The sequence below is a fragment of the uncultured Fibrobacter sp. genome (assembly GCF_947305105.1).
Classification (GTDB): domain Bacteria; phylum Fibrobacterota; class Fibrobacteria; order Fibrobacterales; family Fibrobacteraceae; genus Fibrobacter.
Map to the genome: position 1 here is coordinate 88117 of NZ_CAMZCS010000007.1, position 25819 is coordinate 113935.

At 55.3% G+C, this 25819-nt stretch carries 37 protein-coding genes and 1 tRNA gene; 34 read left to right on the top strand and 4 right to left on the bottom strand.

The features are described 5' to 3' along the window. Positions 1 to 37 precede the first annotated feature (37 nt). The 3 genes from Q0Y46_RS05400 to Q0Y46_RS05410 form a co-directional block, all read right to left on the bottom strand. Positions 38 to 1453, bottom strand: coding sequence for an SGNH/GDSL hydrolase family protein (locus Q0Y46_RS05400; RefSeq protein ID WP_297945677.1), 1416 nt, complete (start codon positions 1451 to 1453; stop codon positions 38 to 40). 229 nt (positions 1454 to 1682) lie between these two features. Continuing rightward, positions 1683 to 3023: a glycosyl hydrolase family 5 gene (locus tag Q0Y46_RS05405; RefSeq protein ID WP_297945679.1), complete on the bottom strand. Its 1341-nt coding sequence runs from the start codon at positions 3021 to 3023 to the stop codon at positions 1683 to 1685. A gap of 222 nt (positions 3024 to 3245) precedes the next feature. Next, positions 3246 to 4712 (bottom strand): glycosyl hydrolase family 5, encoded by a 1467-nt coding sequence (locus Q0Y46_RS05410; RefSeq protein ID WP_297945681.1) that lies wholly within the window; start codon positions 4710 to 4712, stop codon positions 3246 to 3248. A 572-nt stretch (positions 4713 to 5284) separates the two neighbouring features. Between Q0Y46_RS05410 and tuf the strand changes: the two genes are divergently transcribed. The 32 genes from tuf (at position 5285) to Q0Y46_RS05570 (ending at position 23205) form a co-directional block, all read left to right on the top strand. After that, positions 5285 to 6469, top strand: coding sequence for an elongation factor Tu (tuf, locus tag Q0Y46_RS05415; RefSeq protein WP_295682557.1), 1185 nt, complete (start codon positions 5285 to 5287; stop codon positions 6467 to 6469). A gap of 9 nt (positions 6470 to 6478) precedes the next feature. Further along, positions 6479 to 6787 carry a 30S ribosomal protein S10 gene (gene rpsJ / locus Q0Y46_RS05420; protein ID WP_297945683.1) on the top strand — a complete coding sequence of 103 codons (309 nt, stop codon included), beginning with the start codon at positions 6479 to 6481 and terminating at the stop codon, positions 6785 to 6787. 5 nt (positions 6788 to 6792) lie between these two features. Beyond that, positions 6793 to 7410: a 50S ribosomal protein L3 gene (gene rplC / locus Q0Y46_RS05425; protein ID WP_295862012.1), complete on the top strand. Its 618-nt coding sequence runs from the start codon at positions 6793 to 6795 to the stop codon at positions 7408 to 7410. Beyond that, positions 7410 to 8030 carry a 50S ribosomal protein L4 gene (gene rplD / locus Q0Y46_RS05430; RefSeq protein WP_295682563.1) on the top strand — a complete coding sequence of 207 codons (621 nt, stop codon included), beginning with the start codon at positions 7410 to 7412 and terminating at the stop codon, positions 8028 to 8030. The genes rplC and rplD overlap by 1 nt, the downstream gene beginning before the upstream one ends. Continuing rightward, entirely contained in the window at positions 8030 to 8332 is a 303-nt protein-coding gene (gene rplW / locus Q0Y46_RS05435; protein WP_295682568.1) for a 50S ribosomal protein L23, read from the top strand. Before rplD ends, rplW begins: the two co-directional genes overlap by 1 nt. A gap of 2 nt (positions 8333 to 8334) precedes the next feature. Then, positions 8335 to 9165: a 50S ribosomal protein L2 gene (rplB, locus tag Q0Y46_RS05440; RefSeq protein WP_295682571.1), complete on the top strand. Its 831-nt coding sequence runs from the start codon at positions 8335 to 8337 to the stop codon at positions 9163 to 9165. 3 nt (positions 9166 to 9168) lie between these two features. Further along, positions 9169 to 9453: a 30S ribosomal protein S19 gene (rpsS, locus tag Q0Y46_RS05445; protein ID WP_295682576.1), complete on the top strand. Its 285-nt coding sequence runs from the start codon at positions 9169 to 9171 to the stop codon at positions 9451 to 9453. After that, positions 9453 to 9803 (top strand): 50S ribosomal protein L22, encoded by a 351-nt coding sequence (gene rplV, locus Q0Y46_RS05450; protein WP_295682579.1) that lies wholly within the window; start codon positions 9453 to 9455, stop codon positions 9801 to 9803. The genes rpsS and rplV overlap by 1 nt, the downstream gene beginning before the upstream one ends. A 2-nt stretch (positions 9804 to 9805) precedes the next feature. Further along, positions 9806 to 10465, top strand: coding sequence for a 30S ribosomal protein S3 (gene rpsC, locus Q0Y46_RS05455; RefSeq protein WP_295682581.1), 660 nt, complete (start codon positions 9806 to 9808; stop codon positions 10463 to 10465). Position 10466: 1 nt separating this feature from the next. After that, positions 10467 to 10880 (top strand): 50S ribosomal protein L16, encoded by a 414-nt coding sequence (rplP, locus tag Q0Y46_RS05460; RefSeq protein ID WP_295682583.1) that lies wholly within the window; start codon positions 10467 to 10469, stop codon positions 10878 to 10880. Beyond that, positions 10880 to 11071, top strand: coding sequence for a 50S ribosomal protein L29 (rpmC, locus tag Q0Y46_RS05465; RefSeq protein WP_073190385.1), 192 nt, complete (start codon positions 10880 to 10882; stop codon positions 11069 to 11071). The genes rplP and rpmC overlap by 1 nt, the downstream gene beginning before the upstream one ends. A gap of 17 nt (positions 11072 to 11088) precedes the next feature. After that, positions 11089 to 11343 (top strand): 30S ribosomal protein S17, encoded by a 255-nt coding sequence (rpsQ, locus tag Q0Y46_RS05470; protein WP_173340348.1) that lies wholly within the window; start codon positions 11089 to 11091, stop codon positions 11341 to 11343. A 21-nt stretch (positions 11344 to 11364) separates the two neighbouring features. Beyond that, the gene (rplN, locus tag Q0Y46_RS05475) at positions 11365 to 11733 is read left to right on the top strand and encodes a 50S ribosomal protein L14 (RefSeq protein ID WP_295682589.1); all 369 of its coding nucleotides are present in this window, start codon (positions 11365 to 11367) and stop codon (positions 11731 to 11733) included. After that, positions 11733 to 12032 carry a 50S ribosomal protein L24 gene (rplX, locus tag Q0Y46_RS05480; protein WP_295682591.1) on the top strand — a complete coding sequence of 100 codons (300 nt, stop codon included), beginning with the start codon at positions 11733 to 11735 and terminating at the stop codon, positions 12030 to 12032. Before rplN ends, rplX begins: the two co-directional genes overlap by 1 nt. 8 nt (positions 12033 to 12040) lie before the next feature. Beyond that, entirely contained in the window at positions 12041 to 12580 is a 540-nt protein-coding gene (rplE, locus tag Q0Y46_RS05485) for a 50S ribosomal protein L5 (RefSeq protein WP_295682593.1), read from the top strand. Between the two features lie 9 nt (positions 12581 to 12589). After that, complete coding sequence (locus Q0Y46_RS05490; protein WP_014546106.1) at positions 12590 to 12775, top strand: type Z 30S ribosomal protein S14; 186 nt, start codon at positions 12590 to 12592, stop codon at positions 12773 to 12775. A 14-nt stretch (positions 12776 to 12789) separates the two neighbouring features. Continuing rightward, a complete protein-coding gene (gene rpsH, locus Q0Y46_RS05495; RefSeq protein ID WP_295682597.1) occupies positions 12790 to 13185 on the top strand; it encodes a 30S ribosomal protein S8 in 396 nt (131 codons plus the stop codon). Positions 13186 to 13192: 7 nt separating this feature from the next. Further along, a complete protein-coding gene (gene rplF, locus Q0Y46_RS05500; protein ID WP_295682600.1) occupies positions 13193 to 13732 on the top strand; it encodes a 50S ribosomal protein L6 in 540 nt (179 codons plus the stop codon). Positions 13733 to 13741: 9 nt separating this feature from the next. Further along, positions 13742 to 14113: a 50S ribosomal protein L18 gene (gene rplR, locus Q0Y46_RS05505; protein ID WP_295682602.1), complete on the top strand. Its 372-nt coding sequence runs from the start codon at positions 13742 to 13744 to the stop codon at positions 14111 to 14113. 11 nt (positions 14114 to 14124) lie between these two features. Further along, entirely contained in the window at positions 14125 to 14607 is a 483-nt protein-coding gene (gene rpsE, locus Q0Y46_RS05510) for a 30S ribosomal protein S5 (protein WP_290958112.1), read from the top strand. A gap of 11 nt (positions 14608 to 14618) precedes the next feature. Next, complete coding sequence (gene rpmD / locus Q0Y46_RS05515) at positions 14619 to 14798, top strand: 50S ribosomal protein L30 (RefSeq protein ID WP_072799953.1); 180 nt, start codon at positions 14619 to 14621, stop codon at positions 14796 to 14798. A 3-nt stretch (positions 14799 to 14801) separates the two neighbouring features. Further along, positions 14802 to 15242 (top strand): 50S ribosomal protein L15, encoded by a 441-nt coding sequence (rplO, locus tag Q0Y46_RS05520; RefSeq protein ID WP_295682607.1) that lies wholly within the window; start codon positions 14802 to 14804, stop codon positions 15240 to 15242. Further along, a complete protein-coding gene (secY, locus tag Q0Y46_RS05525) occupies positions 15242 to 16603 on the top strand; it encodes a preprotein translocase subunit SecY (protein WP_295682610.1) in 1362 nt (453 codons plus the stop codon). The genes rplO and secY overlap by 1 nt, the downstream gene beginning before the upstream one ends. Then, positions 16603 to 16821, top strand: coding sequence for a translation initiation factor IF-1 (infA, locus tag Q0Y46_RS05530; RefSeq protein WP_014546098.1), 219 nt, complete (start codon positions 16603 to 16605; stop codon positions 16819 to 16821). The genes secY and infA overlap by 1 nt, the downstream gene beginning before the upstream one ends. A gap of 25 nt (positions 16822 to 16846) precedes the next feature. Further along, complete coding sequence (rpmJ, locus tag Q0Y46_RS05535; protein WP_014546097.1) at positions 16847 to 16963, top strand: 50S ribosomal protein L36; 117 nt, start codon at positions 16847 to 16849, stop codon at positions 16961 to 16963. A 9-nt stretch (positions 16964 to 16972) separates the two neighbouring features. After that, positions 16973 to 17341, top strand: coding sequence for a 30S ribosomal protein S13 (gene rpsM / locus Q0Y46_RS05540; RefSeq protein ID WP_297945689.1), 369 nt, complete (start codon positions 16973 to 16975; stop codon positions 17339 to 17341). Between the two features lie 11 nt (positions 17342 to 17352). After that, the gene (gene rpsK / locus Q0Y46_RS05545; RefSeq protein WP_366522482.1) at positions 17353 to 17799 is read left to right on the top strand and encodes a 30S ribosomal protein S11; all 447 of its coding nucleotides are present in this window, start codon (positions 17353 to 17355) and stop codon (positions 17797 to 17799) included. A 20-nt stretch (positions 17800 to 17819) separates the two neighbouring features. Next, positions 17820 to 18794, top strand: a complete 975-nt coding sequence (locus tag Q0Y46_RS05550) for a DNA-directed RNA polymerase subunit alpha (RefSeq protein WP_290958126.1) — start codon at positions 17820 to 17822, stop codon at positions 18792 to 18794. Between the two features lie 2 nt (positions 18795 to 18796). Then, positions 18797 to 19267, top strand: coding sequence for a 50S ribosomal protein L17 (rplQ, locus tag Q0Y46_RS05555; protein ID WP_290958127.1), 471 nt, complete (start codon positions 18797 to 18799; stop codon positions 19265 to 19267). A 163-nt stretch (positions 19268 to 19430) separates the two neighbouring features. Further along, the gene (locus Q0Y46_RS05560) at positions 19431 to 20612 is read left to right on the top strand and encodes a polysaccharide biosynthesis/export family protein (RefSeq protein ID WP_295684050.1); all 1182 of its coding nucleotides are present in this window, start codon (positions 19431 to 19433) and stop codon (positions 20610 to 20612) included. A gap of 4 nt (positions 20613 to 20616) precedes the next feature. Beyond that, complete coding sequence (locus Q0Y46_RS05565; RefSeq protein ID WP_297945692.1) at positions 20617 to 21828, top strand: lipopolysaccharide biosynthesis protein; 1212 nt, start codon at positions 20617 to 20619, stop codon at positions 21826 to 21828. Positions 21829 to 21831: 3 nt separating this feature from the next. Next, positions 21832 to 23205 (top strand): O-antigen polymerase, encoded by a 1374-nt coding sequence (locus Q0Y46_RS05570; RefSeq protein ID WP_295684045.1) that lies wholly within the window; start codon positions 21832 to 21834, stop codon positions 23203 to 23205. On the opposite strand, the gene Q0Y46_RS05575 is transcribed toward Q0Y46_RS05570, so the two are convergent. Beyond that, the gene (locus Q0Y46_RS05575; protein WP_295684043.1) at positions 23134 to 24366 is read right to left on the bottom strand and encodes an oligosaccharide flippase family protein; all 1233 of its coding nucleotides are present in this window, start codon (positions 24364 to 24366) and stop codon (positions 23134 to 23136) included. The two genes, Q0Y46_RS05570 and Q0Y46_RS05575, sit on opposite strands and share 72 nt — an antisense overlap. A gap of 63 nt (positions 24367 to 24429) precedes the next feature. On the opposite strand from Q0Y46_RS05575, the gene Q0Y46_RS05580 reads away from it, so the two are divergent. Continuing rightward, positions 24430 to 24509 (top strand) — tRNA-Leu (locus Q0Y46_RS05580). A gap of 39 nt (positions 24510 to 24548) precedes the next feature. Further along, on the top strand, positions 24549 to 25817 hold the full coding sequence (tig, locus tag Q0Y46_RS05585) for a trigger factor (RefSeq protein ID WP_297945694.1): 1269 nt from the start codon (positions 24549 to 24551) through the stop codon (positions 25815 to 25817). The last annotated feature ends 2 nt before the right edge of the window (positions 25818 to 25819 follow it).

Sequence of the window (25819 nt, forward strand, 5' to 3'; positions counted from 1 at the left end):
GCACGTTCCCGTACGGCCCGAAACGGAACATTTTACGCTATCGACTTATCTGGACTTTCTCGGTAAAGAGCGTTCCCCTGCTGCGGACGACCACCAGGTAGCTGCCCGGAGCAAGCGTTCGCCGCGGCATTTCGTTACCCGCAAGGGAGAATATGCGGACATCCGCCGTGCCGTCGACGTTACCGACGACGATGTTCCGCCCCTGCACGCTGATTTGCGGCACCGCGAAAGCTGTCCTGCGGGCGTGAGCGCGGATAGATGTTGTGGAATCCGTGCCGGTGCTGTCATCGGCAACCGTGCTGTCGCCGACAACCGTACTGTCGCCGACAACCGTACTGTCGCCTTCACTGGAATGTCCTGCGGCATAGAGCGGAGCGAGAGCCTCTGCCCACAGGTGGTGCATCGCCTGTCCGCCGCCTTCCGAATTCGGGTGCACGCCGTCGCTCCCGAGGAGTTCGGGATGTTTCAGGAAGTAGCTGTAGAAGTCGGGCCCCTTCGGGAGGTCGTTTGCCTCGACAAGGCTGTCAAGCGCCGTGAGGAACTTGGGGTTTATCTGCCACTTGTTTTCGGTTTTTTCCGGGTTCGTGGCGATGATGCGCGCAATCACCGGCGTAATGCCGTGCGCCTTCGCCGCATCGATAATCGTCTGCATGTTCTTCACGTACGTCGCGAGGTTCCAGTCGCCGCCTCCCCAGGCATCGTTCGTGCCCATTTCGATTGCCCAGAACTTGACGTTGCCCACGTATTCAAGGTACTTTTCCAAGTGCTCCACGACCTCGGTGCTGTTGATGCAGCCGATGCCCCCGCGGAGCATCGCGGGCGTATATTCGGGGAACCGCGCATGTATCAGCTGAGCCGTCGTGGAGTCGGTCTCCTGCTGCTTGATTCCCATCTGGCTGATGCTCGTGCCCATGAAGAACCACGTGTCGGTCCCGCCGCTGGTCATGTCGAATGCCTCGATCTCGAGAATCTTCCCCACGTCGCCTTCGCTCACGAACTTGAACCAGGACTTGCCTTCGAAATTGATTTGTACGCCGCGCGCCATCACGGGGTTGTTCTTGACGGTCGCCGCTTCTTCCCAGTCACCGTCGCTTCCGTCGGTCGAATTGGCGGATGTCAAGATCTTGAAGTTCGAAAGGGCCACGCCGCTATGCCCGCATCCGTTGGTAAAGTCGGTGGCCCATGCGCAATCGCCGTAGGATTCCCAGTTGATCAGGAGCTTTTTCGGCCCGGCGCCCACGTTCAGCGCGATTTCCTTGGCGCTGCTGCTCTTCCAGTTTGTGAGGTATCCGTCGGTGAGGTACTCCGTCGTGGTTGCGCCTGTGTGTGCGGGCAACCCGCCCGATACCAGCTTGTTGGGGATAATCGCGAACGCGGAACTTGCAAGCGTCGTCACGCCGAACAGTGCCGATACCGTGCACCCTGCAAACACCTTCCTTTTAAAGGATCCCATAAACTCTCCATTCAAAAAAGGGCGATGCCGGAATCCGGTTACCCTCTCATCCAATATATAATGTTCGGTTCGGGATTTTGAAAAAAAAAATAGCGTCTGTGGACAGCGCGTGGACAAAACGATTCTTTCAGGATAAGGGAATCGTCGATGTACTATGTAAATGGAGCCTATAAAAAAGACATCCCGGAAAAGTTCCGGGATGTCCATTTTTTTTATCGAGGAAAAATTATTACCACTTGGCCTTGAGCGCCTGCGGGCATTCCACTTCCTTGGATTCGAAGTTCGGGTTGCCTGCGGCTTCCATCCATGTGGCGAGGAACATGCAGCCTTCCTTGGCCTGTTCGTCGTTCTTGAAGACTTCGTTGCATTTCCTGGAGAGGCATTCCTTGCGCTTTTTCAGGAGGTCGCCGTCGTAGCCGACTTCGTTTTCACAATCGGAGAGAAGTCCGCCGTACTCGTTACCCTGATTTCCCCAACCCATCTGGCTGCAACCGTTCTTGAACATGCCGAGGCCACCGCCCGGGATCATGATGTCGAACTGGTTACCTTCGACGTCACCTCCGATATTCGATGCCATCACGACGAGGGTCTTGCCGGCGAGTGCCTGGTGGTTAGCCTTGCTTTCGTATTTGCCGCTACCGGTAAAGGTGAGGGCGAAGCACTTGCCGCACTTACCGCCGGAGTTCGCATGCGTGGCCGCAAAGGCGTAGGCGACCTTGTCGCTCGCGATGATAGGAATCTGGCTCGTGCAGGTGGTGTTCTGGCCGCCGGCGCAAATATTCTGGCCACCTTGAACAAAGTTCTTGCCCTTGGCGTCGCAGGTCTTGGTCGGGTTGCCGCCGGAGTTCTCGTTCCAGGCGCAACTGGGCATGCAGCAGTCCCAGTAACGGGTTGCAAAGCCCTGCTGGCCGCCCTTGCCCGCGTTTTCGTACTTGGAGGCTTCGGGGTCATTGCCGCTGCCCTTAGAGCTGGAAGACTCTTCTTTGCTGCTGGAGCTCGACTTCGCGCTGCTAGAAGAGGACTTCGCGCTGCTGGAGCTCGACTTTGCAGAAGACGACGAGACGGCTGCGGTGTCTGCGCTCGAAGCGATTGTGGCGCTGCTGGCCGGTGCAGAAGAAGATTCGATGAGGTTCTCTCCATTGAAGGAGCTAGACGAGAGCTCGAACTGCGGAGGATCGGGCTGCTTGACGACGGTCTTGTCGTCGATATTGATCTCGGTGCCGTCAAGGCCGATAATTGTCCTGTTGGGGGTAACGATGAGGAGTTCGTCGAGTTTGACGTTAGTGAGAATGACATTGCTCTCGAAATCGGTGATGTTGCCTGTCGTGGCATCGTACACGCCTACAGGCTTGCTCCAAGTGTCAGTAACGACCTGGATGCCGTTTTCGTTGGGCTGTTGGATCAGGTAACTTCTCTGGTCTGTAAAAATCCACCAGTTGTTAGATGTGACGGTAAATTCCGGTACGCTATTCTGGGGGGTTGCTGACGAAGTGTTGCCGTCGTCGGTGCAGTTCCATGCTAGCATCAATATGGCGGAAATTGCCATGGACTTGATGAACATTCGCTTCATAGTTTTTTCCTCGTTAAAAAATTACGGTGAGACCTCCCTTAAAGCCTCAACAAAATTTCACCCAAGTCAAAGATAGATTTGTATTTACGAAAAAAGTGTAAATTTTTGTAAGGTGTGAATAGGGTCAATAAAAAACGAAATTAGCGTAAACAAAAAGCAACGTTCAGGGGGCTGAACGTTGCAAAAAGTGGTTCAAAACGCTGTTTTTTTCTTGCAAAGAAACTAATACTTGTTTTTGAGCACATCCGGGCATTCCACTTCCACGTAATTGTGTTCAGGATTGCCTGCCGCATTCATCCAATTGGCGAGGAAAAGGCACCCTTGTTTGGCCTCGCTGTCGTTGCTGAATACGCTGTTGCATTTGTCCGTAAGGCAGCTTTTGTATTTTGCCGCGTTGTAGTTGTGTTCTTTTTCGCAGTCGCTGAGGAGGCCGCCGTATTGTGCGCCTTGGTTACCCCAGCCCATGGAGGAACAACCGTTGAAGGCTCCTACGCCGCCGCCGGGGATCATGATGTCGAACTGGCCCTGTTCCACGTCGTGGCCGACGTTTGTCACCATGATGATGAGCTTCTTGCCCTTGATGGCGTTGGTGTTCGAGTTCGTGGAGCTATAGTGGCCCGCCCCGGTGAAGGTGAGCTGGAAGCACTTGCCACACTGTCCGCCGTTAGATGCGGGCACTGCTGCAAATGCGAACGCCATGTCGTTGCATCCGCTTACCGTGAACGGAATCTGGCTGATGCAAGTCATTGCGGAACCGCCGCCGTCACAGACGCTGCCGTTGCCGTAGTTCGTGTCTTGGCTGCGGCCCTTGTTGGTGCATTGCCTGGAGAGCTTTCCGCCTGCGTTCTCGTTCCATGAGCAGCTGGGCTTGCAGCAGTCCCAGTAGCGCGTGGCCCAGCCGCTGCCGCCGCCGCCCTTTGTCTTGATGGCGGGGCATCCTGTGGGTGTGCTGTTGCCGCCACCGCTGGAGCTGCTGGATTCGGGCTTCTTGGAGCTGCTAGACTGCGTGTTCGAAGAGGCCGGAGTCTTGCTGGACGAAGAAGCGGGCCTTGGCGGGCACGCGATGTTGTTTTCTTTGCTGATGTAGTCGAGTTCTGCGGCGTTCACGTCTTTCACGAGCGTTTTGCCGTTCATGTCTACGATATCACCGCCGAGGTGGTTGGTGATGGAGCCGACGATATTGCAGTTCACGTCGGAGACGTCGCCGTTGTTGTAGATGAGGTAATCTTGGTCGGCGTGGAGTACCCAGGCCATGTCGTGGACCATCTTGTATTTGCCCGCCGGCGCCGGAGTGGAAGTGTCCGGGGCAATGACAGGTTCGGGGATGTACGGGGTCACGATGTCGAGTTCGCCCAGCTTGAGCATCTGGACGATGGGTTCGTCGGTCTGGTTGTCGATGATGGCGGACCCGGAAGTGTTCAGCATTCCTACGGGGGTCCCTTTGGCGTCGGTGACGATTTTTGATTCTTTATAAATAAGCAGGTCGCCGAGACTGCTGTTGGGGTAAACATAGGCGTCGCCATAAAGGACGTAGGTGGAGGTGGAATCGTAGAAGCAGGCGAGTTCCACGATAGGGCAAGAGAGGGTTGGCGGTGCGGTGGCGGCCTCATCGCTTGTGCAGCCGGGGGCGAGCAGGACGAAAAGTGCCGCGCCCAGCAGAAGGAAAACTTTCAATTTGTTCCGGTTCATGTATACATACCTCTTTCGTCCATCCCCAAAAGAAATATCCAAAAAAAATTTGGTTTTGCAGCATGTAAAGATAGTGATTTTATGGAGAATTAGTCAATGTGGGTGTGATGTGGGCAACATTGCGCATTGGCTAAGGGACTGGAGGGTATAGACTTGGAGGAAAAAAGAATGTAAAGTTTTGTAAAATCTGACATGTAAATAAGATTTTACAATTGCGTGGACGCCTGTGAAGGGCGCGATTGCAGCGTGTGTTGATAGATTGTATATAAAATGGAAATTTGATGAGACGAGAAATGTTTAACCTTTGAAATTTGAACAAAATCGCCATTTCGGGAGTGCGTGCAAAAATGCGTCTAGGTGCATTGCGATTAGGCGCTTTATAATGTGGATAAGTCCATTTTTGGGCGTTTTCGCAAAAAATCAAAGAAAAAACGCTTGAAAAAAAATCCTCATTTACTAAATTTGTGGTCCAATTTCGAAGAGTACCGCTTCCTATGCTCTCCGGATTACGGGAATCCCCGGTGATTCCTTGAACTTGAAGCGATAAACCTTCTGCTGAAGAAGAGGAAAAAATGGCAAAAGAACATTTTGACAGAAGCAAGCCGCACTGCAACATCGGCACCATCGGCCACGTTGACCACGGCAAGACCACCCTCACCGCTGCAATCTGCACGACCCTCGCCGCCAAGGGTCTCGCCAGCGCCAAGCGTTTCGACGAAATCGACAACGCTCCGGAAGAAAAGGCCCGTGGTATCACGATCAACACCTCGCACGTGGAATACACCACTGCCAACCGCCACTACGCGCACGTCGACTGCCCGGGGCACGCTGACTATGTGAAGAACATGGTGACCGGTGCTGCCCAGATGGATGGCGCCATCCTCGTCGTTGCCGCTACTGACGGCCCGATGCCGCAGACCCGTGAACACATCCTCCTCGCCCACCAGGTGGGCGTGCCGAAGATCGTCGTGTTCATGAACAAGTGCGACATGGTCGACGACCCGGAACTCCTCGACCTCGTCGAGATGGAAGTCCGCGAACTCCTGTCCAAGTACGATTTTGACGGCGACAACACCCCGGTGATCCGCGGTTCCGCCCTCAAGGCCCTCGAAGGCGACGCCGCCTACCAGGACAAGGTCATGGAACTCATGGACGCCTGCGACACCTACATCCCGCTGCCGCAGCGCGAGACCGACAAGCCGTTCCTGATGCCGATCGAAGACGTCTTCACGATCACGGGTCGTGGCACCGTCGCTACCGGCCGTATCGAACGCGGTACCGTCCACCTGAACGACAAGGTCGAACGCGTCGGCCTCGGCGAGACCACCGAATACGTCATCACGGGCGTGGAAATGTTCCGCAAGCTCCTCGACGACGCCCAGGCCGGTGACAACGTCGGTCTCCTCCTCCGCGGCGCCGAAAAGAAGGACATCGTCCGTGGCATGGTTCTCGCCGCCCCGAAGTCCGTCACTCCGCACACCGAATTCAAGGCCGAGATCTACGTCCTCACGAAGGACGAAGGTGGCCGCCACACGCCGTTCATGAACGGCTACCGTCCGCAGTTCTACTTCCGCACCACCGACGTGACTGGCACGATCCAGCTCCCGGAAGGTGTCGAAATGGTGACGCCGGGCGACACTGTCACGATCCACACGACCCTCATCGCCCCGATCGCCATGGAAAAGCAGCTCCGCTTCGCCATCCGCGAAGGCGGCCGTACTGTGGGTGCTGGCTCCGTAACCGAAATCATCAAGTAAGGAATAATCATGGCTGGTGAACGCATCCGTATTCGCTTGAAGAGCTTCGACCATCGTATGATCGACCGCTCCGCTCAAGATATCGTGAATACAGCTAAGAACACTGGGGCTCGCATTGCCGGCCCCATCCCCCTCCCGACGAAGGTCCAGAAGTATACGGTGCTCCGCTCTCCGCATATCGACAAGACTTCTCGTGAACAGTTCGAATCCCGTACGCACAAGCGTCTGATCGACATCCTTGATGCTACGCCGCAGACTGTTGATTCCCTCATGAAACTTGACTTGCCGGCAGGCGTTGAAGTCGAAATTAAGGTCTAATAACAATGAACGGTATTCTCGCAAAGAAATTGGGAATGACCCAAGTGTTCACGGAACAGGGCGAATGCGTCCCTGTGACGGTTCTCGAAGCCGGTCCGTGCGTGGTCGTTTGCCATAAGACAGAAGAGAAGGACGGTTACACTGCCGTCCAGATCGGCTTTGGTCTCAAGAAGGAACAGCGCGCCAACAAGGCTGAAATCGGCCATTTCAAGAAGGCTGAAATCGCTGTTCGTGAACACCTCGCCGAGTTTGACGTGGCTGACCTCGAATCCTGGCCGGTTGGCAAGGAATTCGGTGCTGCTGACTTCGCCGATGCAAAGATGGTGAACGTCTCCGGCATCTCCAAGGGTCACGGATTCTCCGGCGCCATCAAGCGTCACGGTTTCCACAGCGGTCCCCGCTCTCACGGTACGCACAACATGCGCGAACCGGGCGGCACCTCCGCTCACTCCTATCCGGGCCGCGTGTTCCCGGGCAAGCGTATGCCTGGTCAATACGGCAACAAGAAAGTGACCGTGAAGCACCTCCAGGTCGTCAAGGTTGACGGCGACCGCAACCTGATCTTCGTCCGTGGCGCTGTCCCGGGCCCGAAGAACAGCATTATCGTGGTGAGGAAAGACTAATGGCTAGTGCAAAGCTTTTCGCCGCAACAGGCGATTTCAAGAATGATATCCAGCTCCCGGCTATGTTTGACGAAGAAGTCAACAAGGTTTGCATGTACTTGCATATCAAGGCTATCTTGAACAACAACCGCCAGGGCACCGCTAAGACCAAGACCAAGTCCGAAGTTAGCGGCGGTGGCCAGAAGCCGTGGAAGCAGAAGGGCACGGGCCGCGCCCGTTCCGGCCAGAACACCTCTGCCGTTTGGGTACGTGGTGCCAAGGCTCATGGCCCGAAGTCTCACGACTACTTCGAAAAGGTGAACAAGAAGGTCAAGAAGATCGCTTTCCACTCCGCACTCGCTGCGAAGGCTCAGGAAGGCAAGGTCTTCGTGTTCGAGTCCCTCAGCTTCGACGCCCCGAAGACCAAGGACCTGCTCGCCGTCCTTACCAAGTCCGGTATCGAACAGCGCAACGTCCTCTTCATCGTGAGCGTGAAGGACCAGAACCTGTACCTTTCCTCCAACAACATTCCTTGGGTTCGCTGCGCCCGCGTTGAAGATGTCAATACGTACGACGTTGTTCGTGCCAACATCATTGTCATCTCTCAGGCCGCTCTCGCCGAACTGGAAGGAGGCCGCTAATGAGTGAAATTCACGAAATCCTGCTGACTCCGCACGTTACCGAAGAAACCATGAGAAACATGGTGAATCCGCGCAACGATGTGCACAAGTATGTTTTCAAGGTTGCCAAGTCTGCCACCAAGACCGAAATCAAGGACGCCATCGAAAAGCGCTTCAGCGTTAAGGTCGATTCCGTCAATACCTTGATCAACCGTGGCAAGATCAAGCGCGTCCGCATGGTCGCCGGCAAGAAGTCCAACTGGAAGAAGGCCTACATCACGCTTAAGGCCGGGCAAAAGATTGCCGAGTTCGAAGGAGTCTAACTATGGGTCTGAAATCTTATCGCCCGCTTACCCCGACGCTGCGCTACAAGCAGATCGGTGACCGCAAGGAAATCACTGCGGAAAAGCCGTACAAGCCGCTTACCGAAGGTATCAAGCGTAGCTCCGGCCGCAACAACGCCGGTGAAATCACTTCCCGCCGTCGCGGCGGTGGCCACAAGAAGCTGTACCGCTTGATCGACTTCAAGCGTCAGTTCGCTGGCATCCCCTGCGTCGTCGAGACAATCGAATACGATCCGAACCGCACCGCCCGCATCGCCCTGGTCAAGTACCAGAACGGCAAGCGCTGCTACATCATCGCCCCGGCCGGTGTCAAGGTCGGCGACGTGCTGAAGTCCGGCGAAGGTGCCGAGTTCCGCGTGGGTAACGCCATTCCGCTGCGCGACATCCCGCTGAACTCCGTTATCCACAACATCGAGATGAAGCCGGGCAAGGGCGCCCAGATCGCTCGTTCCGCTGGTGCCGGTGCCGAACTGGTCGCCAAGGACGGCAAGCTCTGCCAGGTCAAGCTCCCGAGCGGCGAAGTTCGCTATATCCCGGAAACCTGCCTCGCCACTGTCGGCCAGGTCTCCAACATCGATCACATGAACGAATCTTCGGGTTCTGCTGGCCGCTCTCGCTGGCTCGGCATTCGCCCGTCCGTCCGCGGTGTCGTTATGAACCCGGTCGACCACCCGCTCGGTGGTGGTGAAGGTCGTACTTCCGGTGGTCGTCATCCGTGCTCTCCGTGGGGTAAGAACTCGAAGGGTGCAAAAACTCGTAACAATAAGCGTACCGATAAATTCATCGTACGTCGTCGTCAGAAGAGGGCCTAGTTCATGTCGAGATCCCTTAAGAAAGGTGCGTTCGTGGATTCCCACGTTCTCAACAAAGCCCAGGCGATGGCCGGTTCCGACAAGAAACAGGCTATCAAGACCTGGTCCCGTCGTTCCACAATCGTCCCCGATATGGTCGGACTTACGTTCTCCGTGTACAACGGCAAGCAGTTCCTCCCTGTCTATGTGACCGAAAATATGGTCGGCCACAAGCTCGGCGAATTCGCTTTGACCCGTACGTTCCGTGGCCACCGTAAGACTGAAACTGCTGCTGGAGGCAAGAAGTAATGCAAGCTGTAGCAAAAGTGAAAAACGTCCGTTATGGCGTCCGCAAGCTCCGTCGCGTTGTCGACCTCGTCCGTGGCAAGTCCGTTGACGAAGCGTTCGCGATGCTCTCCATCCTCCGTACGCAGACCAAGGGTGCCCCGCTGGTTGAAAATGCTCTCAAGTCCGCTGTTGCGAACCTGAAGCAGAAGTCCGCCGCTCCGGTTGCTGCCGAAGAAATCGTGATCAAGGCCATCACCGCTGACGGTGGCACCATCATGAAGCGTATCCACCCGCGTTCCCAGGGCCGTGCTTTCCGTATCGAAAAGCCGCTCTCCCACATCACCGTCGTCGTCGCAGACAAGGAGAAATAACAATGGGTCACAAAACTCATCCTAATGGTCTTCGTCTTGGCGTTATCCGCGGTTGGGAATCCAAGTGGTATGCCGAAGACAAGTTTGCCGATCTTCTCTATGAAGATATCGTGCTCCGTCGCTACTTGATGAAGCGTTTCGAACATGCCTCCCTTTCCAAGGTCGGCATCGAACGCACCGTCAAGAAGGTCAATGTCAACCTCTTTACCGCCCGCCCGGGTATCGTCATCGGTAAGAAGGGCGAAGAACTCGAACGCCTCAAGGGCGAACTCCAGTTCCTCACCGGTAAGGAAATCTACATCAGCGTCCACGAAATCAAGCGCCCCGAAACGGATGCCAAGCTCGTCGCTGAAAACATCGCCCGCCAGCTCGAAAAGCGTATTTCCTTCCGCCGCGCCATGAAGCGCGCCATCCAGAGCGCCATGCGCATGGGTGTCGAAGGTATCAAGGTGCAGTGCGGTGGCCGCCTCGGCGGTGCCGAAATTGCCCGTGTCGAAAAGTACGCCGAAGGCCGCGTGCCTCTGCACACCCTCCGCGCCGACATCGACTACGCCACTGCTATCGCCAAGACCGTTTACGGTGCCATCGGCATCAAGGTCTGGATCATGCACGGCGAAAAGATCGGCAAGGACGTCATGAACGACAACAAGAGAGAGAAGTAATATGCTGAGTCCTAAAAGAACATTACATCGTAAGCAGATGAAAGGCCGCATGAAGGGTGTCGCCTCTCGCGGCAACTCCATCGCCTTTGGCGAATTCGGCATTCAGGCTCTCGAAAAGTGCTGGCTCACGGCACGTCAGATCGAAGCGGCCCGTATTGCCATGACCCGTAAGATCAAGCGCGGTGGCCGCGTTTGGATCCGCGTGTTCCCCGACAAGCCGGTTACCCGTCACCCCGCCGAAGCCCGTATGGGTAAGGGTAAGGGCGCCGTCGAATTCTGGGCAGCCGTGATTCTGCCGGGTCGCATCATTTTCGAAATGGGCGGTGTCGAACGCAACCTCGCCATGGAAGCTCTCCATGTCGCGGCCCAGAAGCTCCCCCTCAAGTGTAAAATCATCGAAGAATCGGAGATCTAATGAAAGCACGTGAATTGAAAGAACTGGGCGTTGACCAGCTCAAGGAAAAACTGGCTCAGTTGAATCTCGATTTGTTCAATTACCGCATGACTGCGAAGCTCGGTAATTTGGAAAAACCCTCTTTGATCCAGACGACCCGCAAGGACATCGCCCGTATCAAGACCATCCTCAGCGAAAAGGCCAAGGCATAAGCCGGCAGGAGCAGGAAATGGATAGAAACCTTCGTAAAGTCAAGCAGGGTGTTGTCAGTTCCGACAAGATGGACAAGACTATCACGGTTGTGGTCGAAAACCGCAAGCGTCATCCCATGTACAACAAGATCATGACCACCACCAAGAAGCTCAAGGCCCACGACGAAAACAACGAAGCGGGTGAAGGCGACCTGGTGGAAATCATGGAAACTCGTCCCCTCTCTGCGACGAAGCGCTGGCGCCTCGTCCGCATTGTGGAAAAGAAGAAGTAAACTCCTGGAGTAAGGCGAATTATGATTCAAGAAGAAACCAGACTCGTCGTGGCTGACAACAGTGGAGCCAAGGAAGTCGCCTGCATCCGTGTTTTGGGTGGCACGAACCGTCGCTATGCTAGCATCGGTGATGTCATCAAGGTAGCCGTTAAGGACGCTATCCCCCAGAGCAAGGTGAAGAAGGGTTCCGTGGCCGACGCTGTCGTCGTGCGCACTCGTAAAGAAATCTCCCGTCCGGACGGAACGTTCATTCGTTTCTCGGACAATGCGGTTGTCCTCATCACTAAGGACGGTGAACCGCGTGGAACCCGTATTTTTGGACCGGTGGCTCGTGAGCTCCGCGACAAGAAATACATGAAAATCATCTCCCTCGCACCTGAGGTTCTCTAATGGCTAACATCAAGAAGAACGATAACGTCAAGGTGATTTCCGGTGCCAACAAGGGCAAGACCGGCACCGTGATCAGTGTGAAGGCCGGCAAGGTGGTCGTTTCGGGCGTGAACGTCCGCAAGCGTCACGAGAAGCCGAGCCAGACAAACCAGGCCGGTGGAATCATCGAGAAGGAACTCCCGATCGACATTTCCAACGTGATGCTCCTCGAAGGCAGCACCCCGGTCCGTACCCGCAAGCTCCGTGAAGCCGGCAAGAAGGCCGTCCGCGTGAGCGTCAAAACCGGAAAGGCTCTGTGAGGTATAACATGAACCAGATGAAGCAATTCTATCTCGAAAAGGTCGTTCCGGCTTTGCAGGCTAAGTTCGCCTACAAGAACGTGATGATGATCCCGCGTCTCGAAAAGATCGTCCTCAACATGGGCGTGGGCGCTGCTTCCCAGAACCGCAAGATTCTCGACGAAGCTGTCGACACCCTCACCGCCATCACCGGCCAGAAGGCCGTCGTGACCAACGCCAAGAAGGCTATCGCCCAGTTCCACCTGCGCGAAGGCATCGGTATCGGCGCCAAGGTTACGCTCCACGGTGACAACATGTGGGATTTCCTCTACCGTTTCATCAACATCGACCTCCCGCGTGTCCGCGACTTCCGTGGCCTCGCTCGTCGTGGTTTCGACGGTATGGGCAACTTCACCCTTGGCATCAAGGAACAGACGATCTTCGTCGAAATCGACATCGACAAGATTTCCCGTACATTCGGTATGGACATCTCCTTCGTGACTTCCGCTAAGACGGACGACGAAGGCCGTGCCCTTCTCGAAGAACTTGGACTCCCCTTCAGGAAGTAAGGTAGCACCATGGCTAGCAGAAGAATGATTGAAAAATGCAAGCGTACTCCGAAGTATACCGTTCGTGGGTACAACCGTTGCAAGCGTTGCGGTAGGCCGCACGCCTTTATGCGCCGCTTTGGCCTCTGCCGTATTTGCTTCCGCGAAATGGCACTCGCCGGCGAAATTCCCGGTATCACAAAGTCGTCTTGGTAAGGAGAGTATAACTCATGGCAATGACTGATCCTATCGCCGATATGCTCACCCGTATCCGCAATGCCTCTACGGCAAAGCTCCCCGTGGTGGACATTCCTGCCAGCAACTTGAAGCGTGAAATCGCTCGCGTGCTGCAGGAAAAAGGTTTCATTAAAAAGTTCGTCGTCGTCGATGACGGTAAGCAGGGTCTCCTGAAGATCCTCCTCCGTTACACCAACGGCGCCGCCGCAATCCAGGGCCTCCAGCGCGTTTCTACGCCGGGTCTTCGTCACTACGTTGACGTGGCCAAGCTCCCGCGCGTCCGCAATGGCCTCGGCTATGCGATTATCTCTACATCTCAAGGTGTGATGACCGACCGCGAAGCTCGCGAACAGAAGGTTGGCGGCGAAGTCATCGCTAAGGTCTGGTGAGGTAAAGATGTCTCGTATTGGAAAAGCTATAATCACTATCCCCGCTGGCGTCAAAGTTAACGTCAATGGTCAGAACATCAAGGTGGAAGGCCCCCTCGGCAAGCTCGAGACGGACGTCCACGAGCTCATCTCCATCAATCTCGATGGCGACAAGCTCTCCTTCACCCGCCCGAACGATGAAAAGTTCTCCCGTGCCATCCACGGTACGACCCGCGCCCTCGTTGCCAACATGGTCGAAGGTGTCACCAAGGGTTTCGAGAAGACTCTCGAAATCGTCGGTGTGGGCTACCGCGTCGAACAGAAGGGCAAGGACCTGAACCTCGTGCTCGGTTTCTCCCATCCGGTGATCTTCAAGGCTCCGGAAGGCGTTGAACTCAAGGCTGTCGATCCGCTGAAGATTTCCATCAAGGGTATCGACAAGCAGAAGGTCGGCCAGGCTGCTGCTGAAATTCGCAAGTACCGTCGTCCTGAACCGTATAAGGGCAAGGGCATCAAGTACGCTGGCGAAATTGTCCGCCGCAAGCAAGGTAAGAAGACAGGTAAATAAGGGTAAACTATGACTGCAATTGCTAAGAAAAGAATCCAGTCCAGAATCGCACGCCACGCTCGTGTGCGCAAGTCTGTTGTCGGAACTGCAGAGTGCCCTCGTTTGGCCGTTCGCCGTTCCTTGTCTCACATGGTCGCCCAGATTATTGATGACGAAAACAGCAAGTCCCTCGTTCAGCTCTCCACGACTGCCAAGGAATTCCAGGCAAAGTTCGGCGAGATGACGAAGTCGGAGCAGGCCAAGCAGCTCGGTCTCCAGATTGCTGAAGTCGCCAAGTCCAAGGGCATTGAATCCGTGGTCTTCGACCGCGGCGGTTACATCTATCACGGTCGCGTTCAGGCTCTCGCTGAGGGAGCTCGTGAAGGCGGACTCAAATTCTAGTGAGGTACACTTTGGAACGCGAAGCTCAAGTTTCTGAATTTGAAGACAAGGTTGTACACATCAACCGTTGCGCGAAGACCGTCAAGGGCGGTCGCCGCATGTCCTTCTCCGCTCTCGTTGTCGTTGGCAACAAGAACGGCAAGGTCGGCGTGGGTCTCGGCAAGGCCAAGGAAGTTTCCGAAGCCATCCGCAAGGGCACCGAAGCCGCACAGCGCAACTTGGTCGAAGTCCATCTGCTGGACGGCACCATCCCGCACGACATCGAAGTGAAGGCCGGTTCTACCCGCATCCTCCTGATGCCGGCTGCTCCGGGTACTGGCGTTATCGCCGGTGCTGCTGCCCGTGCCGTTCTCGAACTCGCCGGTGTGCGCAACATCCTCACCAAGATTCACGGATCCTCCAACCCGAGCACGGTCGTCCGCGCTTGCCTGGAAGGTCTGATGTCCCAGAAGAACAAACAGGACTGCGCTGATCTGCGCGGTTTTAACGCCTAAGGGGTAATACAATGAAAAAAGTTCGTATTACTTTGATCAAGGGTACTGTCCGCCGTCTTCCGATGCACCGCGCCAACGTGGCTGCTCTCGGACTCCGCAAGATCGGTCAGTCTGTCGAACATGTTTTGACCCCCAGCATCCAGGGCATGATCAATGCCGTGGCTGACATGGTGAAGGTCGAGGAGATCTAATACATGGAACTCAATACTCTCAATCCTGGCAAGGCCGCCAAGGGCAAGAGCCGCAGGCGCATCGGTCGTGGTCCGGGTTCTGGCTTTGGTACCACTGCTGGCCGTGGCCAGAAGGGTGCCGGCGCTCGTAAGAGTGCCAAGGCCGGTCGTGTCGCCTTCGAAGGCGGCCAGATGCCTATCCACCGTCGCATCCCGAAGCGCGGCTTCAAGCACATCGGTATCGAATTCCAGATCGTGAACCTGAAGAAGCTCGCTTCTTGCTCCGTCACGGAGTTCGACGCACAGGTTCTGTTCGATCAGGGCTTTATCCGTAACCCCGAACTGCCGGTCAAGGTCCTCGCTTTTGGTGCCATTGACAAGGCTATCAACGTAAAGGTCAACGCTATCAGCGAGAAGGCAAAAGCTGCCATCGAAGCTGCCGGCGGCAAAGTCGAGATCGTCTAATGGAAGCTCTCAAGAAAGCCATCGATGCGTTCGTCAATGCCTTCAAGATTGAGGACCTGCGTAAGAAGTTGCTTTTTACGCTCGCCGTCCTCATCATCTACCGCATTGGCGCGCACATCACCATCCCTGGGGTAAACTCCGCCATTCTGGGTGAATATTTCCGTAACTCCAACAACTTGTTCGGACTATATGACTCCTTCACTGGTGGTGCGTTCGCTAAGGCGACCATCTTTGCCCTGGGTATCATGCCGTACATCAGCGCGAGCATTATCATCCAGCTGATGGGCTCGGTCATTCCCGGTATCCAGATGTTGCAGAAGGAAGGCCAGGAAGGTCGCGCCAAGCTGAACCAGTACACCCGCTACTTCACTGTGGCACTGTCTGCCTTGCAGGGCTGGGGCATTTCCGTATGGCTTTCCAACCTCAAGGTGACCGTCGCCTCCGGGGCGAGCCTTTCCGTCCTCGCGGACGATTTTGCCTCGGGTACCGGTAACATTGGCTTCCGTCTGCTCGCTACTCTCACGTTCACCGCGGGTACCATCTTCGTGATGTACCTCGGCGAACAGATTACCTCCCACGGTGTGGGTAACGGTATTTCTCTTATCATCTTCGCCGGTATCGTCGGCGGCCTTCCGCGGGCCGTCCTTGCCGAAACGGAAATGCTGAAGGAAGGTATTCAGCCGCTCGCCATCGAGATCTTCATCTTGGCCATGGTGGTGCTGATTATCGGCTTCATCGTCTTCGTGGAGACAGCGAACCGTCGCATTCCGCTCCAAAGTCCTCGCAGGACGCTTGGTAACAAGGTCATGGGTGGTCAGTCCAGCTATTTGCCCTTCAAGGTGAACACCGCTGGCGTGATTCCCGTTATCTTCGCAAGCTGCATCATGTTCATTCCAGCAATGATTGCATCTTGGTTCCCGAACGTTTCCGTTATGCAGGCTTTTGCTACTGCGTTCATCCCTGGTCACCTGGCCTACAGCGTGGCTGACGCTCTCCTCATCATATTCTTCACCTACTTCTACACGGCAATCCAGTACAACCCTAACGACATTGCCGAAAACCTGAAGAAGTCCGGTGGGTTTATTCCGGGAGTCCGTCCGGGTAAGCAGACGGCAGAATACATTGACCATGTCCTGACCCGTATTTCTCTGCCGGGATCCCTTTTCCTCGCTTTAATCAGCGTCGGACCCTGGTATCTGAAAGACGCTCTCAATATGAGTTTCTATATTGGGGGCACCTCGGTGCTAATCGTGGTCGGTGTGGCTCTGGATACACTTCGTCAACTCGAAGCCCAGTTGCATACCAAGAATTATGAAGGTTTCCTGAAACGTGGCCGCATTCGCGGCAGGATGGCATCTTAGTGGCTAAAGAAGAAGGCATACAAGTAGAAGGCGTTGTGTTGGAAGCACTCCCCAACGCGTTCTTCCGTGTCCAACTCGGAAATGGTCACGAGATCCTCGCTCATGTATCAGGAAAGATGCGTCGGCATTTCATCAGGATTTTGCCCGACGACAAAGTGTTGGTTGAGATTTCCCCGTACGACTTAAATCGCGGGCGAATCACTTACCGTTACAAGTAATAGGTATCAAAAGAAGGTCAAACCTATGAAAATCAAAGCCTCCATCAAACCCAGATGTGAAAACTGCAAGATCATCCGCCGCAAGGGTGTATTGCGCATCATCTGTTCGAAGAACCCCCGTCACAAGCAGAAGCAGGGATAAGGAGATCGTATGGCACGTATCGCTGGTGTCGATTTACCGAAAAACAAGACCGTGGAATACGGTCTGACGGCAATCTATGGTGTCGGTCTGTTCACGGCTCGCAAGGTCTGCGCCCAGTTGGGTATTGACCAGAACAAGAAGTGCGACGACCTGACTGAAGAAGAACAAGGTAAGATTCGTCATCTCCTCGAAGACGAATACTCCGTGGAAGGTCAGCTCCGCGCGGAGATTACCCTGAATATCAAGCGTCTGCAGGATATTGGCTGCTATCGCGGCATCCGCCACCGCAAGGGCCTCCCGGTCCGCGGTCAGCGCTCCCGCACCAATGCCCGCACTCGTAAGGGCCCGAAGAAAACTGTGGCTAACAAGAAGAAGTAAGGAGATTCCTCGTGGCTGAAGAAGAAATCAAAGAAACTGCTGCCGCCGCTGCCGAAGCTCCGGTCGCTGCCGCTACTGAAGAAGTTAAGGTCAAGAAGGGCAAGAAGCGTGTCGACATCCAGGGCATTGCCTGCGTCAACGCTACCTTCAACAACACAATCGTTTCCATTACCGACGCTCGCGGTAACGTGGTCGCTTGGGGCTCTCCGGGTAACTCCGGTTTCAAGGGCTCTCGCAAGAGCACACCGTTCGCTGCCCAGCTCGCTGCCGAAACTGCTGCCCGCAAGGCGCTCGACCTCGGCATGCACAAGGTGGATGTCCGCGTCAAGGGTGCCGGTGGTGGTCGTGAATCGGCTGTCCGCGCTCTCAAGAATGCGGGCCTCGAAGTTCTGTCTATTCGTGACGTGACGGGCGTTCCGCACAATGGTTGCCGTCCTAAAAAGAAGAGAAGAATCTAATATCCAAAGAGGTATCGCCAATGATGTGGAAATCACTTCAGATGCCGCGCAGCTTCCAGAAAGTGGAAACCGGCGAAGATGGCCGCTACGCCAAGTTTGTCGTAGAAGCCTTGGAACGTGGCTGGGGTATCACCCTCGGCAACGCTCTCCGCCGTACGCTCCTCTCCTCTCTGCAGGGTGCGGCTATTGTCTCCGTGAAAATCGAAGGCGTTCAAAAGGAATTTTCGACGATTCCGGGTGTGAAGGAAGATGTCACCGACATTATCCTGAATCTCAAGAGCATCCGCGTCAAGCTCCTTTCTGATCACGACGAAACCCTTCGCCTGGATATGTCCGGCGACGGTGAAGTCACCGCCAAGGACTTCGCGGAAAACTCCAACGTCAAGATCCTGACGCCGGACGTCCATATTGCAACGCTGAACGGCAACGCATCGCTCTCGCTCGAGGTGAAGATCTCCTCTGGCCGTGGCTATGTCACCGCCGACGAGCTCAAGGCCGCTGACGCCCCGATCGGCGTTATCGCCATGGACGCCAACTTCAACCCGGTGCAGAAGGTCGCGATGCACATCAGCGATACCCGTGTTGGACAGCGTACCGATTTTAACCGCTTGGAACTCGAGATCACGACTGACGGTTCCATCGATCCCGAAGACGCTCTCGCATACGCTGCGAAGCTCCTCGTGGACCACCTGGAAATCTTCATCAACTTCGAAGGCGAACTGGAATCTCCGGAAGAGCTCGAGAAGGACGAAGAATGTCAGCGTATCGCTACGCTCCTGCGCATGCGCGTCGACGAGCTCGAACTCTCTGTTCGCTCCAGCAACTGCCTGCGCATGGCGAACATCCATACCATCGGTGAACTTGTGCGTAACAAGGAAAACGATATGCTCAAATACAAGAACTTCGGTAGGAAGTCCTTGGTCGAACTTAACGAGGTGTTGACGTCGATGGGCCTCAGCTTTGGCATGGACGTCGATGAATACTTGAAGGATTAACAATGAGACACGGTGTAAAAAACAAGAAACTTGGCGTTAATGCCGAACACAAGCGTGCCATCCTCCGCGCCCTTGCCACCTCCATCATCGAGAAGGGCATGGAAGCGGACCAGAACAAGCGCTACGTGCGTACCACCCTCCACAAGGCCAAGTTGGCCCGCGGTGTCGTGGATCGCCTGATTACCTATGCAAAGAAGGGCGACCTTTCTGCCCGTCGTGAAGCTGCCCGCTTCATCACGAGCCCGAAGGTTCTCCAGGATTTGTTCAACACGATCGGCCCGCGCTATGCCAACCGTAATGGTGGGTATACCCGCGTGCTCAAGCTCGGTCCGAACCGCGCTGGTGACGCCGCCGAAATGGCCTTGATCGGTCTCGTCGAAGACGAAATCGTCGCCAAGTCCAAGAAGGCTGCCGAACAGCCCAAGTCCGATGCCGTGAGCATGGTCGAAGGCGAAAGCAAGTCTGCTGAATAACCTTTTGCAGGTTTTGAAAGGGCCCGGCTGCAAAAGCCGGGTCTTTTTTTCGTGCACGCCGTCACATGTCGCCCGTAATAGGTAAAACTTTGATTTTATTGGAATTACGACGATACGAATTTTTGTATAATTATAAGACCATTTCGCTTTTACGGAATACTCTATGCCGCATTTTTTGGCCATTGTCTTGTTCTTCTGTGGAATTTCGTTAGCCCAGTCTTCGCTGTTCGGTGGTGGTGCGAGTTTGCTTTCTGGCGAGCAGTCCATCCCTTCGCGTAGCGCCACCGTACTTCAGCCCGCCTATTCCGAAGTCCAGGTGGATTCTTCGTATGTGTTGGGCCCTGGCGACTTCCTCGATATCATGCTCGAGAACAAGTACCTCACGGTCCAGATTTATCCGGACGGCTCCGTGGCTATCGAGGAGTGCGGCGCGGTGGTCGTGGGCGGGAAGACTGTGGCCGAGGCCCGCCAGCTTATCCTCGACCTTGTGGGCAAGCGCTACAAGCGCGAGTATTGTTTTGTCCAGCTATCCTCTCTCAAGCGCTTCCGCGTCACTATCATGGGCGCAGTCAACCAGATTGGCCAGCATACGGTAGAGGCGCAGACGAGGCTCAGTTACTTTATCCGCCAGGTGGGTGGCACTCTGACCAATGCGAATACCGAAGACATCCTGGTGCTGCGCGGCAAGGACACGATTCACGTGGATTACCACAAGCTCTCGGTCGAGGGCGATTTCAGTGCCGACGTGATGCTGGAACAGGGCGACAGGATTTACGTGCCGTTCAACGATGTGGGCGAGGTCGTCACGCTCATCTTCCCGCACATCCGCACGACAGTGCCGTACAAGCAGGGACGCTCTCTGCAGGATTATTACAATCTCTCTGGAGTGGAGCGTACGCAGAATTACGGGTACAAGGCCATCTGCATCAAGGACCCAGGCAAGGATCCGCGCTGGGCGCCGCTAGCCGACATGGCCAATGTCTACCCCGAGAAGAATGCCGAAGTGGAATTCCATTTGAACCAGAGGTTCGTGTATGTGGGTGGTGCCATCTCGCGTATGGGGCAGTTCGACTATAACCCTTCCTGGCATGCGCTTGACTATATCGCCGCCGCGGGCATGAATACGATGACAGGTTCTTGGGACCAGGTCCGCGTGTGGCGCGGCAACCAGCCCAAGGCCATTACCGTGAAGGTCGCCGAAGACCCGATTCTCCCGGGTGACTATATCGAGATCCCGAAGAGCCGCTATGAATCGTTCAAGGATTTTACCTTGTTCCTCGCATCGCTTCTCTCGGTTGTCTCGGCAGCCTTCGTCATTTACACCAGCCTTAATAATGATAACTAGACCTATGGAAAAGCAGGAACCTGTTGGATTGACTGAAGTCCTCTTGAGAATTTTAAGCAACGACCTGAAGCATTTCAAGTTGTGCCTCTTCTTTGTTCTCTTGCCGACGATTGTCGTGTTCGTGCTTGTCATGTGGGTCATCCAGCCCACGTACAGGGTCACGGCAGTCATCACTCCTCCTCCGACTAGTTCGCCCAATGTGCTGAGCGGTTTTTCGAGCATGCTCGGTATGGGTTCCGGTGTAGGCTCGCTTCTCGGACTTATAGACAACAACGACGATATCGGCGCTGTCTGGACAATCTTCAATTCTTGGCAACTCCATAACCAGGTGATAGAGAAGTACCACCTCAAGGAGCATTACAAGTTCAAGGGCAAGTTCCATGCCGACTTGCTCAAGGAGTTCCGCAAGAACTTCGGCTTCGAAAGGAACAAGGAAGACTTGTTCGCGGTTTCTGTAGAAGACGAGGACTATCACCTCGCGGCCGAAATGTTGCGGTTCATCCTTGCCAAGGCGGATTCCGCGTTCAACGCCTTCAAGACGTCGCAGGCGCGCCAGTCCAGGATTTACTTCCAGTCCAGGCTCGATTCTTGCGAAAGGATCATGGATTCCCTGCTTGTCGCGTTCGCGCAGTTCCAGGTGGACAACAACTTCTACGATCCGGAAGTCCAGCTCGAGGCGACGATCAAGTACATGGGCGAGCTCCAGGCGAAGCGTGAAGAAGTCGCCATGGAAATGTCTTACGAGAAGATGAACCGCGGCGACGACAGCAAGCGCTATGACGAATTGAGCAAGCGCTACCGCGGCGTGACCAATGCCCTCAACAGCACGCTCGAAGGCAAGCGCGGCGACGTGGGCGTGCTTTCGCTCAAGAAATCTCCCGCCCTTGCTGTGGAATACTTGCGTCGCGAGTCCGAGCTCAAGGTGCAAGAGACTTTGTACAAGCTCTTGCGCCAGCAGAGCGAGCAGATGCGCCTGGAAGAAGCCAAGATGCTCACGAACCTGCATATCCTCGAACCGCCTTGGGAAAACGACAAGAAGGTTTTCCCGCTCCGTGGAGTCTCCCTTATCTTCACGGTCATGGTGTCATCGATTCTTGTGACCCTCCTCTGCAATTTCATCGAGTTCATGAAGGCCGAATCCGCTCGTGGGTCAAGGGTTGCTAGCGATTGGGCCTCCATCACGGGATTCTTCAGAAGAAAATCCAAGAAGGCTTAGGCCATGCTTTCGTTCCCCTTGGAATATCCGGTAAGCTTCGCGCTTTTCCTGGTTGTCATCGCCTGCATTGTGCAGGCATGGTTTTTCAAGAAGGACTTCTTCAATCCCCCCACGGTTTACTGTTTTTCGCAATGCATTACGCTCGGCATCGCCTATTTCCAGTACAACAAGACGATGACCGATTTCCAGTTCAAGACATGGTTGTTTTGGATTGGGGCCATGATAGCGTTTTGTGTGGGAGCGTATCTCTCGAGGCTTACGGCCAAGTCGTTGGGCGAGCCGGTGCGCGTTGTCGAGGCGACGGTGCCCGAAAACTACAACTGGAAACTGCACGTTGCGCTTTCGTTCATTCCGTTCGTTCTTTTCCTTGTCGGCATATTCGGCATTATCCAGAAGGCGGGAAACCTGCTCTTGCTTACGGACAACTTGTCCCACTGGATGAGGAAGGAGACGGACTACGGCTACTATTCCGTGCTCTTCAGTAGCGGGCCGCTTTGTGTACTGCTGTTCGGAGCCGCTTCGTTCAGCAAGTTCAATCCGCTGAAAAGCATTCGTTGGCTTGCGCGGTTCATGGTGCTTTTGACCATTGCGCTCAATTTGCTCGCTTACCCGAACCGCGGGACGCTCTTCTTTAGCGCGGGTATCCTTGTCATATTGTTCAACTATTTGCGCAAGCGTATTTCGGCGTTGTGGATTCTCGTTTTTCTTGTGCTCGCTGCAGCGGGCTTTATTGCCATCAGTTCGCTACGCGACCAGTACCAGGGCAATTCGGTACAGGGGATGGCGTTCAAGGCCATGATCGATCTGCCGTACAAGTACGTATCGAACAACTATTGGAACTTTGACTATGCCATCAACCCTCCGCCGGACCGGGAATACCACCCGCATACCTACGGCATCGACTTTTTCTTCGGCATGTTCGAGTTTTTCCAGGTGCCCGGCAGCTTCCGTTACAGCTTGGGTTGGGACGGGCTGTTCAACGAACGCATCGAGAAAGTTCACGGCCTGAATACCGCGAGTTACCTGTGGGAGGTGTACAAGGACTTGTACGCTCCGGGCGTATTCATCTTCCCGTTCTTTGTGGGGCTTGCTCTTACACTCATGCACCTGCGCCTGTGCCGTAGGGGCTTTACGCCGCGCGTGCTGTTGCTCTATACCATGCTCATCTATATCATCGGCTGGTGGTTCTTCACGCCGGGGTACAAGCAGGGCATTTACTGGGCTTGGGCTATTTTCGTCTTCTGCATTACGACGGCGAGCATGGGCAAGGTCCGTCGTGTGCCCTCTGCGCCGGATTTGAAGGCATTAGAGGCTGAACCGCCTGTTCTTCAGGAAATAGACTGCGAGGACAAGGGTCAGCAGCAGGTCTCCGCTTAGCGTGAACAGCGGGATGCTCGCGTCGTTGAGCGCATGTGCCGCATAGATGCAGGCGGCGATGTTTGCCACACCACAGATACTGATAAACGAACCGTAAAGCCAGGTGCGCTTTTCTTTAAGCATCGTGGAAATCATGCCCATGCGCATGGCCTGCAGTATAAGCGAAGCCGAGAGGATGCGCAGGCAGTAGCTCGATGCGTTGAGCAGGTTGTCGGTCCAGGGGGCGGCAAAGAAGATGATGCGCAGCGCCCATTCGGGGAAAAGCCAGAAGGGGGAAGAAACCGCGACGATGAACAGCGTGAATATGGCCTGGTCGCGGATGGAGAGCTTGTGGCTGTCGGTCTGGTGCAACGTGATGAGGCTCGAGGAGATGAAATGCACCATGAGCCCGGACGCGAGTATGATTAGTTTGTGCGCAAAATTGTACGAGGCGAGGAAGGAGTCGGGCGCATAGTGCGCCACGGTGTAGAGGCCCACGGGCAGGTACGCGAAGCTTGCGACGCTCGCGAGTGCGTAGGGGCTCGCGGACTTGAGCATGAGCTTGAAGAACTTCAGGGTGTGGTTCCCGATGCGCAACACCTTGGCCGTGAACGCCTGCCGGACGCCGAAGCCGAATGCGGGCAGCGCGGCGGCGACCATCGCTAGGGCTATTGCCGGGATGGAATCGACCCGGAACACGTACAGGGTGATACCCATGATGGTCGTGTACGATATCGTGTGCAAGACCTTCGAGATGAGCAGCTTTTTCCAGAAGTTCCCGCAGATGAAGTACCAGTCGAAGAAGGCGTGCTGGAACAATAGCCCTAGCGCGAGCACGAGCTCGCCGGCGAACGCCGGATGGTCGCGCCGCACCGTGAACGCGAATATGACCATGGCGGCCGCGGTAATAGCCGTCATCGCAAGCCTCATCTGCAGCACGCTCGTGAAAAGCCTCCCTTCGGTGGCCCGCTTGCCAAAGTAGGCGAGGATGAGCGTCGCCATGCCGAAGTCCGCGATGGCGCAGAATACGGTGTAATCCGTCTGCAGCACCCCGAAGTACCCGAAGTCCACGGCCCCGAGGTTCCTCGCGATGAGGTTTTGCACCAGCACGGACACGCCCTGGATGAGGATGTTCACCAGGGAAATGAAAACGCCGATCTTTATGTTTTTGAATACTTGCAACGGCGATAAAATAGATGTTTTATTGGCAAATGTTTTGGTATTTTCTATTTTTGGGGCGGATTCGCGAGAGTGGCGGAATTGGCAGACGCACCAGACTTAGGATCTGGCACTTCGGTGTGAGGGTTCGACTCCCTCCTCTCGCATGTTTTTCTCACTTTTTTTAACAGTCTACCGGAGTCTATATGTCCGTTGAAATCAAAGAAACCAGTGCCACCGTGCGCACCATTGAAATTGCCATCCCTCAGGACGATCTGAAGGCGCCTTTCGAAAAGAAGCTCTCCCAGTACAAGAAGCAGGTCGCTCTCAAGGGTTTCCGCCAGGGCCAGGTGCCGAAAAACATGATTTTGAAGCAGTTCGGCGAATCCATCCGTCATGAGGTGGTGGACGAAGTCATCAACAAGCTCATCCAGGACGAACTCAAGAAGGCGAACATCATCCCGGCCGGCCCGATGAAGGGCGTGGACTTCAAGGACGACAAGGTCGCCGACATCCAGATCAAGGTCGAAGTCGAAGTCGACCCGGAAATCGACATCAAGGGCTACGCCGACCTCGGCATCACGGTCCCCGAAGTCGCCGTCCACGAAGAAGAAGTGAAGGCCGAATACGACCGCCTCATCCAGATGTGGAGCAAGGACGAACATGTCGACCGCGAAGCCAAGAAGGGCGACGTGGTTGTCGGTAACTATGTCGAAGTCGTCATTGACGGCGAAAAGCAGGAACTCCCGGAAAACAAGGAATTCCGCAGCCTCCTCGGCGAATCCGCTTCTCCGGGATTCGACGAAGGCCTCGTGGGCTCGAAGGCCGGCGAAGCCAAGGAAATCAACTTCAAGTACCCCGATGACCACAAGGACGAACGCTACCGTGGCAAGACTGCCCAGTTCAAGGTCGAAGTCACCGACATCCGCGAAATCGTTCCGCCCAAGATGGACGAAGAATTCTGCAAGCAGATCGGCGTGAAGGACGAAGACGACCTGAAGAACAACCTGGCCGAAGGCCTCGCCGCCCAGAAGAAGGACGCCGCCAAGACGAAGGCTATCAACGAGGCTATCGACAAGCTCATCGAAAGCAATCCGTTCGAAGTCCCGCAGTGCCGCATCGTCGACCTCATCCGTTGGACCATCAACCGTAACGTGCAAGACGAGAAGGACCGCGTGGAGCCGACTGAAGAACAGATTCAGCAGCTCTCTCCGGAAGCCGTCCACGAAATCAAGAAGCACCGCATCCTCGAGTTCGTCGCGGCAAAGGAAAAGATCCGCCCGACGCAGGCTGTTGTCGACGCCCGCCTCAAGGAAATGGCGAACGCCTACCATGTTGACTTTGAAACCCTGAAGGGCCACTTCCGCCAGTCCGGCCGCATCAACCAGCTCCGCGACGAGTTGCGCTTCCAGATGGCTGCCGACTTCCTCGTGGGTATCCGTCCGGCTGCCGAAGAATCCAAGGAATCCAAGTAAGG

Bases quoted from the DNA above. Each gene is read 5' to 3' on its own strand.
- rplR (WP_295682602.1), top strand. From the start codon at position 13,742: ATGACTGCAATTGCTAAGAAAAGAATCCAGTCCAGAATCGCACGCCAC.
- rpmD (WP_072799953.1), top strand. From the start codon at position 14,619: ATGAAAAAAGTTCGTATTACTTTGATCAAGGGTACTGTCCGCCGTCTT.
- Q0Y46_RS05405 (WP_297945679.1), bottom strand. From the start codon at position 3,023: ATGAAGCGAATGTTCATCAAGTCCATGGCAATTTCCGCCATATTGATG.
- rpsJ (WP_297945683.1), top strand. From the start codon at position 6,479: ATGGCTGGTGAACGCATCCGTATTCGCTTGAAGAGCTTCGACCATCGT.
- rpsQ (WP_173340348.1), top strand. From the start codon at position 11,089: ATGGATAGAAACCTTCGTAAAGTCAAGCAGGGTGTTGTCAGTTCCGAC.
- rplW (WP_295682568.1), top strand. From the start codon at position 8,030: ATGAGTGAAATTCACGAAATCCTGCTGACTCCGCACGTTACCGAAGAA.
- rplV (WP_295682579.1), top strand. From the start codon at position 9,453: ATGCAAGCTGTAGCAAAAGTGAAAAACGTCCGTTATGGCGTCCGCAAG.
- Q0Y46_RS05570 (WP_295684045.1), top strand. From the start codon at position 21,832: ATGCTTTCGTTCCCCTTGGAATATCCGGTAAGCTTCGCGCTTTTCCTG.
- rplX (WP_295682591.1), top strand. From the start codon at position 11,733: ATGGCTAACATCAAGAAGAACGATAACGTCAAGGTGATTTCCGGTGCC.
- Q0Y46_RS05550 (WP_290958126.1), top strand. From the start codon at position 17,820: ATGATGTGGAAATCACTTCAGATGCCGCGCAGCTTCCAGAAAGTGGAA.
- rpmJ (WP_014546097.1), top strand. From the start codon at position 16,847: ATGAAAATCAAAGCCTCCATCAAACCCAGATGTGAAAACTGCAAGATC.
- rpsS (WP_295682576.1), top strand. From the start codon at position 9,169: ATGTCGAGATCCCTTAAGAAAGGTGCGTTCGTGGATTCCCACGTTCTC.
- rplC (WP_295862012.1), top strand. From the start codon at position 6,793: ATGAACGGTATTCTCGCAAAGAAATTGGGAATGACCCAAGTGTTCACG.
- Q0Y46_RS05565 (WP_297945692.1), top strand. From the start codon at position 20,617: ATGGAAAAGCAGGAACCTGTTGGATTGACTGAAGTCCTCTTGAGAATT.
- rplE (WP_295682593.1), top strand. From the start codon at position 12,041: ATGAACCAGATGAAGCAATTCTATCTCGAAAAGGTCGTTCCGGCTTTG.
- tuf (WP_295682557.1), top strand. From the start codon at position 5,285: ATGGCAAAAGAACATTTTGACAGAAGCAAGCCGCACTGCAACATCGGC.
- Q0Y46_RS05490 (WP_014546106.1), top strand. From the start codon at position 12,590: ATGGCTAGCAGAAGAATGATTGAAAAATGCAAGCGTACTCCGAAGTAT.
- Q0Y46_RS05560 (WP_295684050.1), top strand. From the start codon at position 19,431: ATGCCGCATTTTTTGGCCATTGTCTTGTTCTTCTGTGGAATTTCGTTA.
- rplB (WP_295682571.1), top strand. From the start codon at position 8,335: ATGGGTCTGAAATCTTATCGCCCGCTTACCCCGACGCTGCGCTACAAG.
- rplO (WP_295682607.1), top strand. From the start codon at position 14,802: ATGGAACTCAATACTCTCAATCCTGGCAAGGCCGCCAAGGGCAAGAGC.
- rplD (WP_295682563.1), top strand. From the start codon at position 7,410: ATGGCTAGTGCAAAGCTTTTCGCCGCAACAGGCGATTTCAAGAATGAT.
- Q0Y46_RS05400 (WP_297945677.1), bottom strand. From the start codon at position 1,453: ATGGGATCCTTTAAAAGGAAGGTGTTTGCAGGGTGCACGGTATCGGCA.
- tig (WP_297945694.1), top strand. From the start codon at position 24,549: ATGTCCGTTGAAATCAAAGAAACCAGTGCCACCGTGCGCACCATTGAA.
- rplP (WP_295682583.1), top strand. From the start codon at position 10,467: ATGCTGAGTCCTAAAAGAACATTACATCGTAAGCAGATGAAAGGCCGC.
- Q0Y46_RS05410 (WP_297945681.1), bottom strand. From the start codon at position 4,712: ATGAACCGGAACAAATTGAAAGTTTTCCTTCTGCTGGGCGCGGCACTT.
- rpsC (WP_295682581.1), top strand. From the start codon at position 9,806: ATGGGTCACAAAACTCATCCTAATGGTCTTCGTCTTGGCGTTATCCGC.
- secY (WP_295682610.1), top strand. From the start codon at position 15,242: ATGGAAGCTCTCAAGAAAGCCATCGATGCGTTCGTCAATGCCTTCAAG.
- rplQ (WP_290958127.1), top strand. From the start codon at position 18,797: ATGAGACACGGTGTAAAAAACAAGAAACTTGGCGTTAATGCCGAACAC.
- rplN (WP_295682589.1), top strand. From the start codon at position 11,365: ATGATTCAAGAAGAAACCAGACTCGTCGTGGCTGACAACAGTGGAGCC.
- rpsH (WP_295682597.1), top strand. From the start codon at position 12,790: ATGGCAATGACTGATCCTATCGCCGATATGCTCACCCGTATCCGCAAT.
- rpsM (WP_297945689.1), top strand. From the start codon at position 16,973: ATGGCACGTATCGCTGGTGTCGATTTACCGAAAAACAAGACCGTGGAA.
- rpmC (WP_073190385.1), top strand. From the start codon at position 10,880: ATGAAAGCACGTGAATTGAAAGAACTGGGCGTTGACCAGCTCAAGGAA.
- rplF (WP_295682600.1), top strand. From the start codon at position 13,193: ATGTCTCGTATTGGAAAAGCTATAATCACTATCCCCGCTGGCGTCAAA.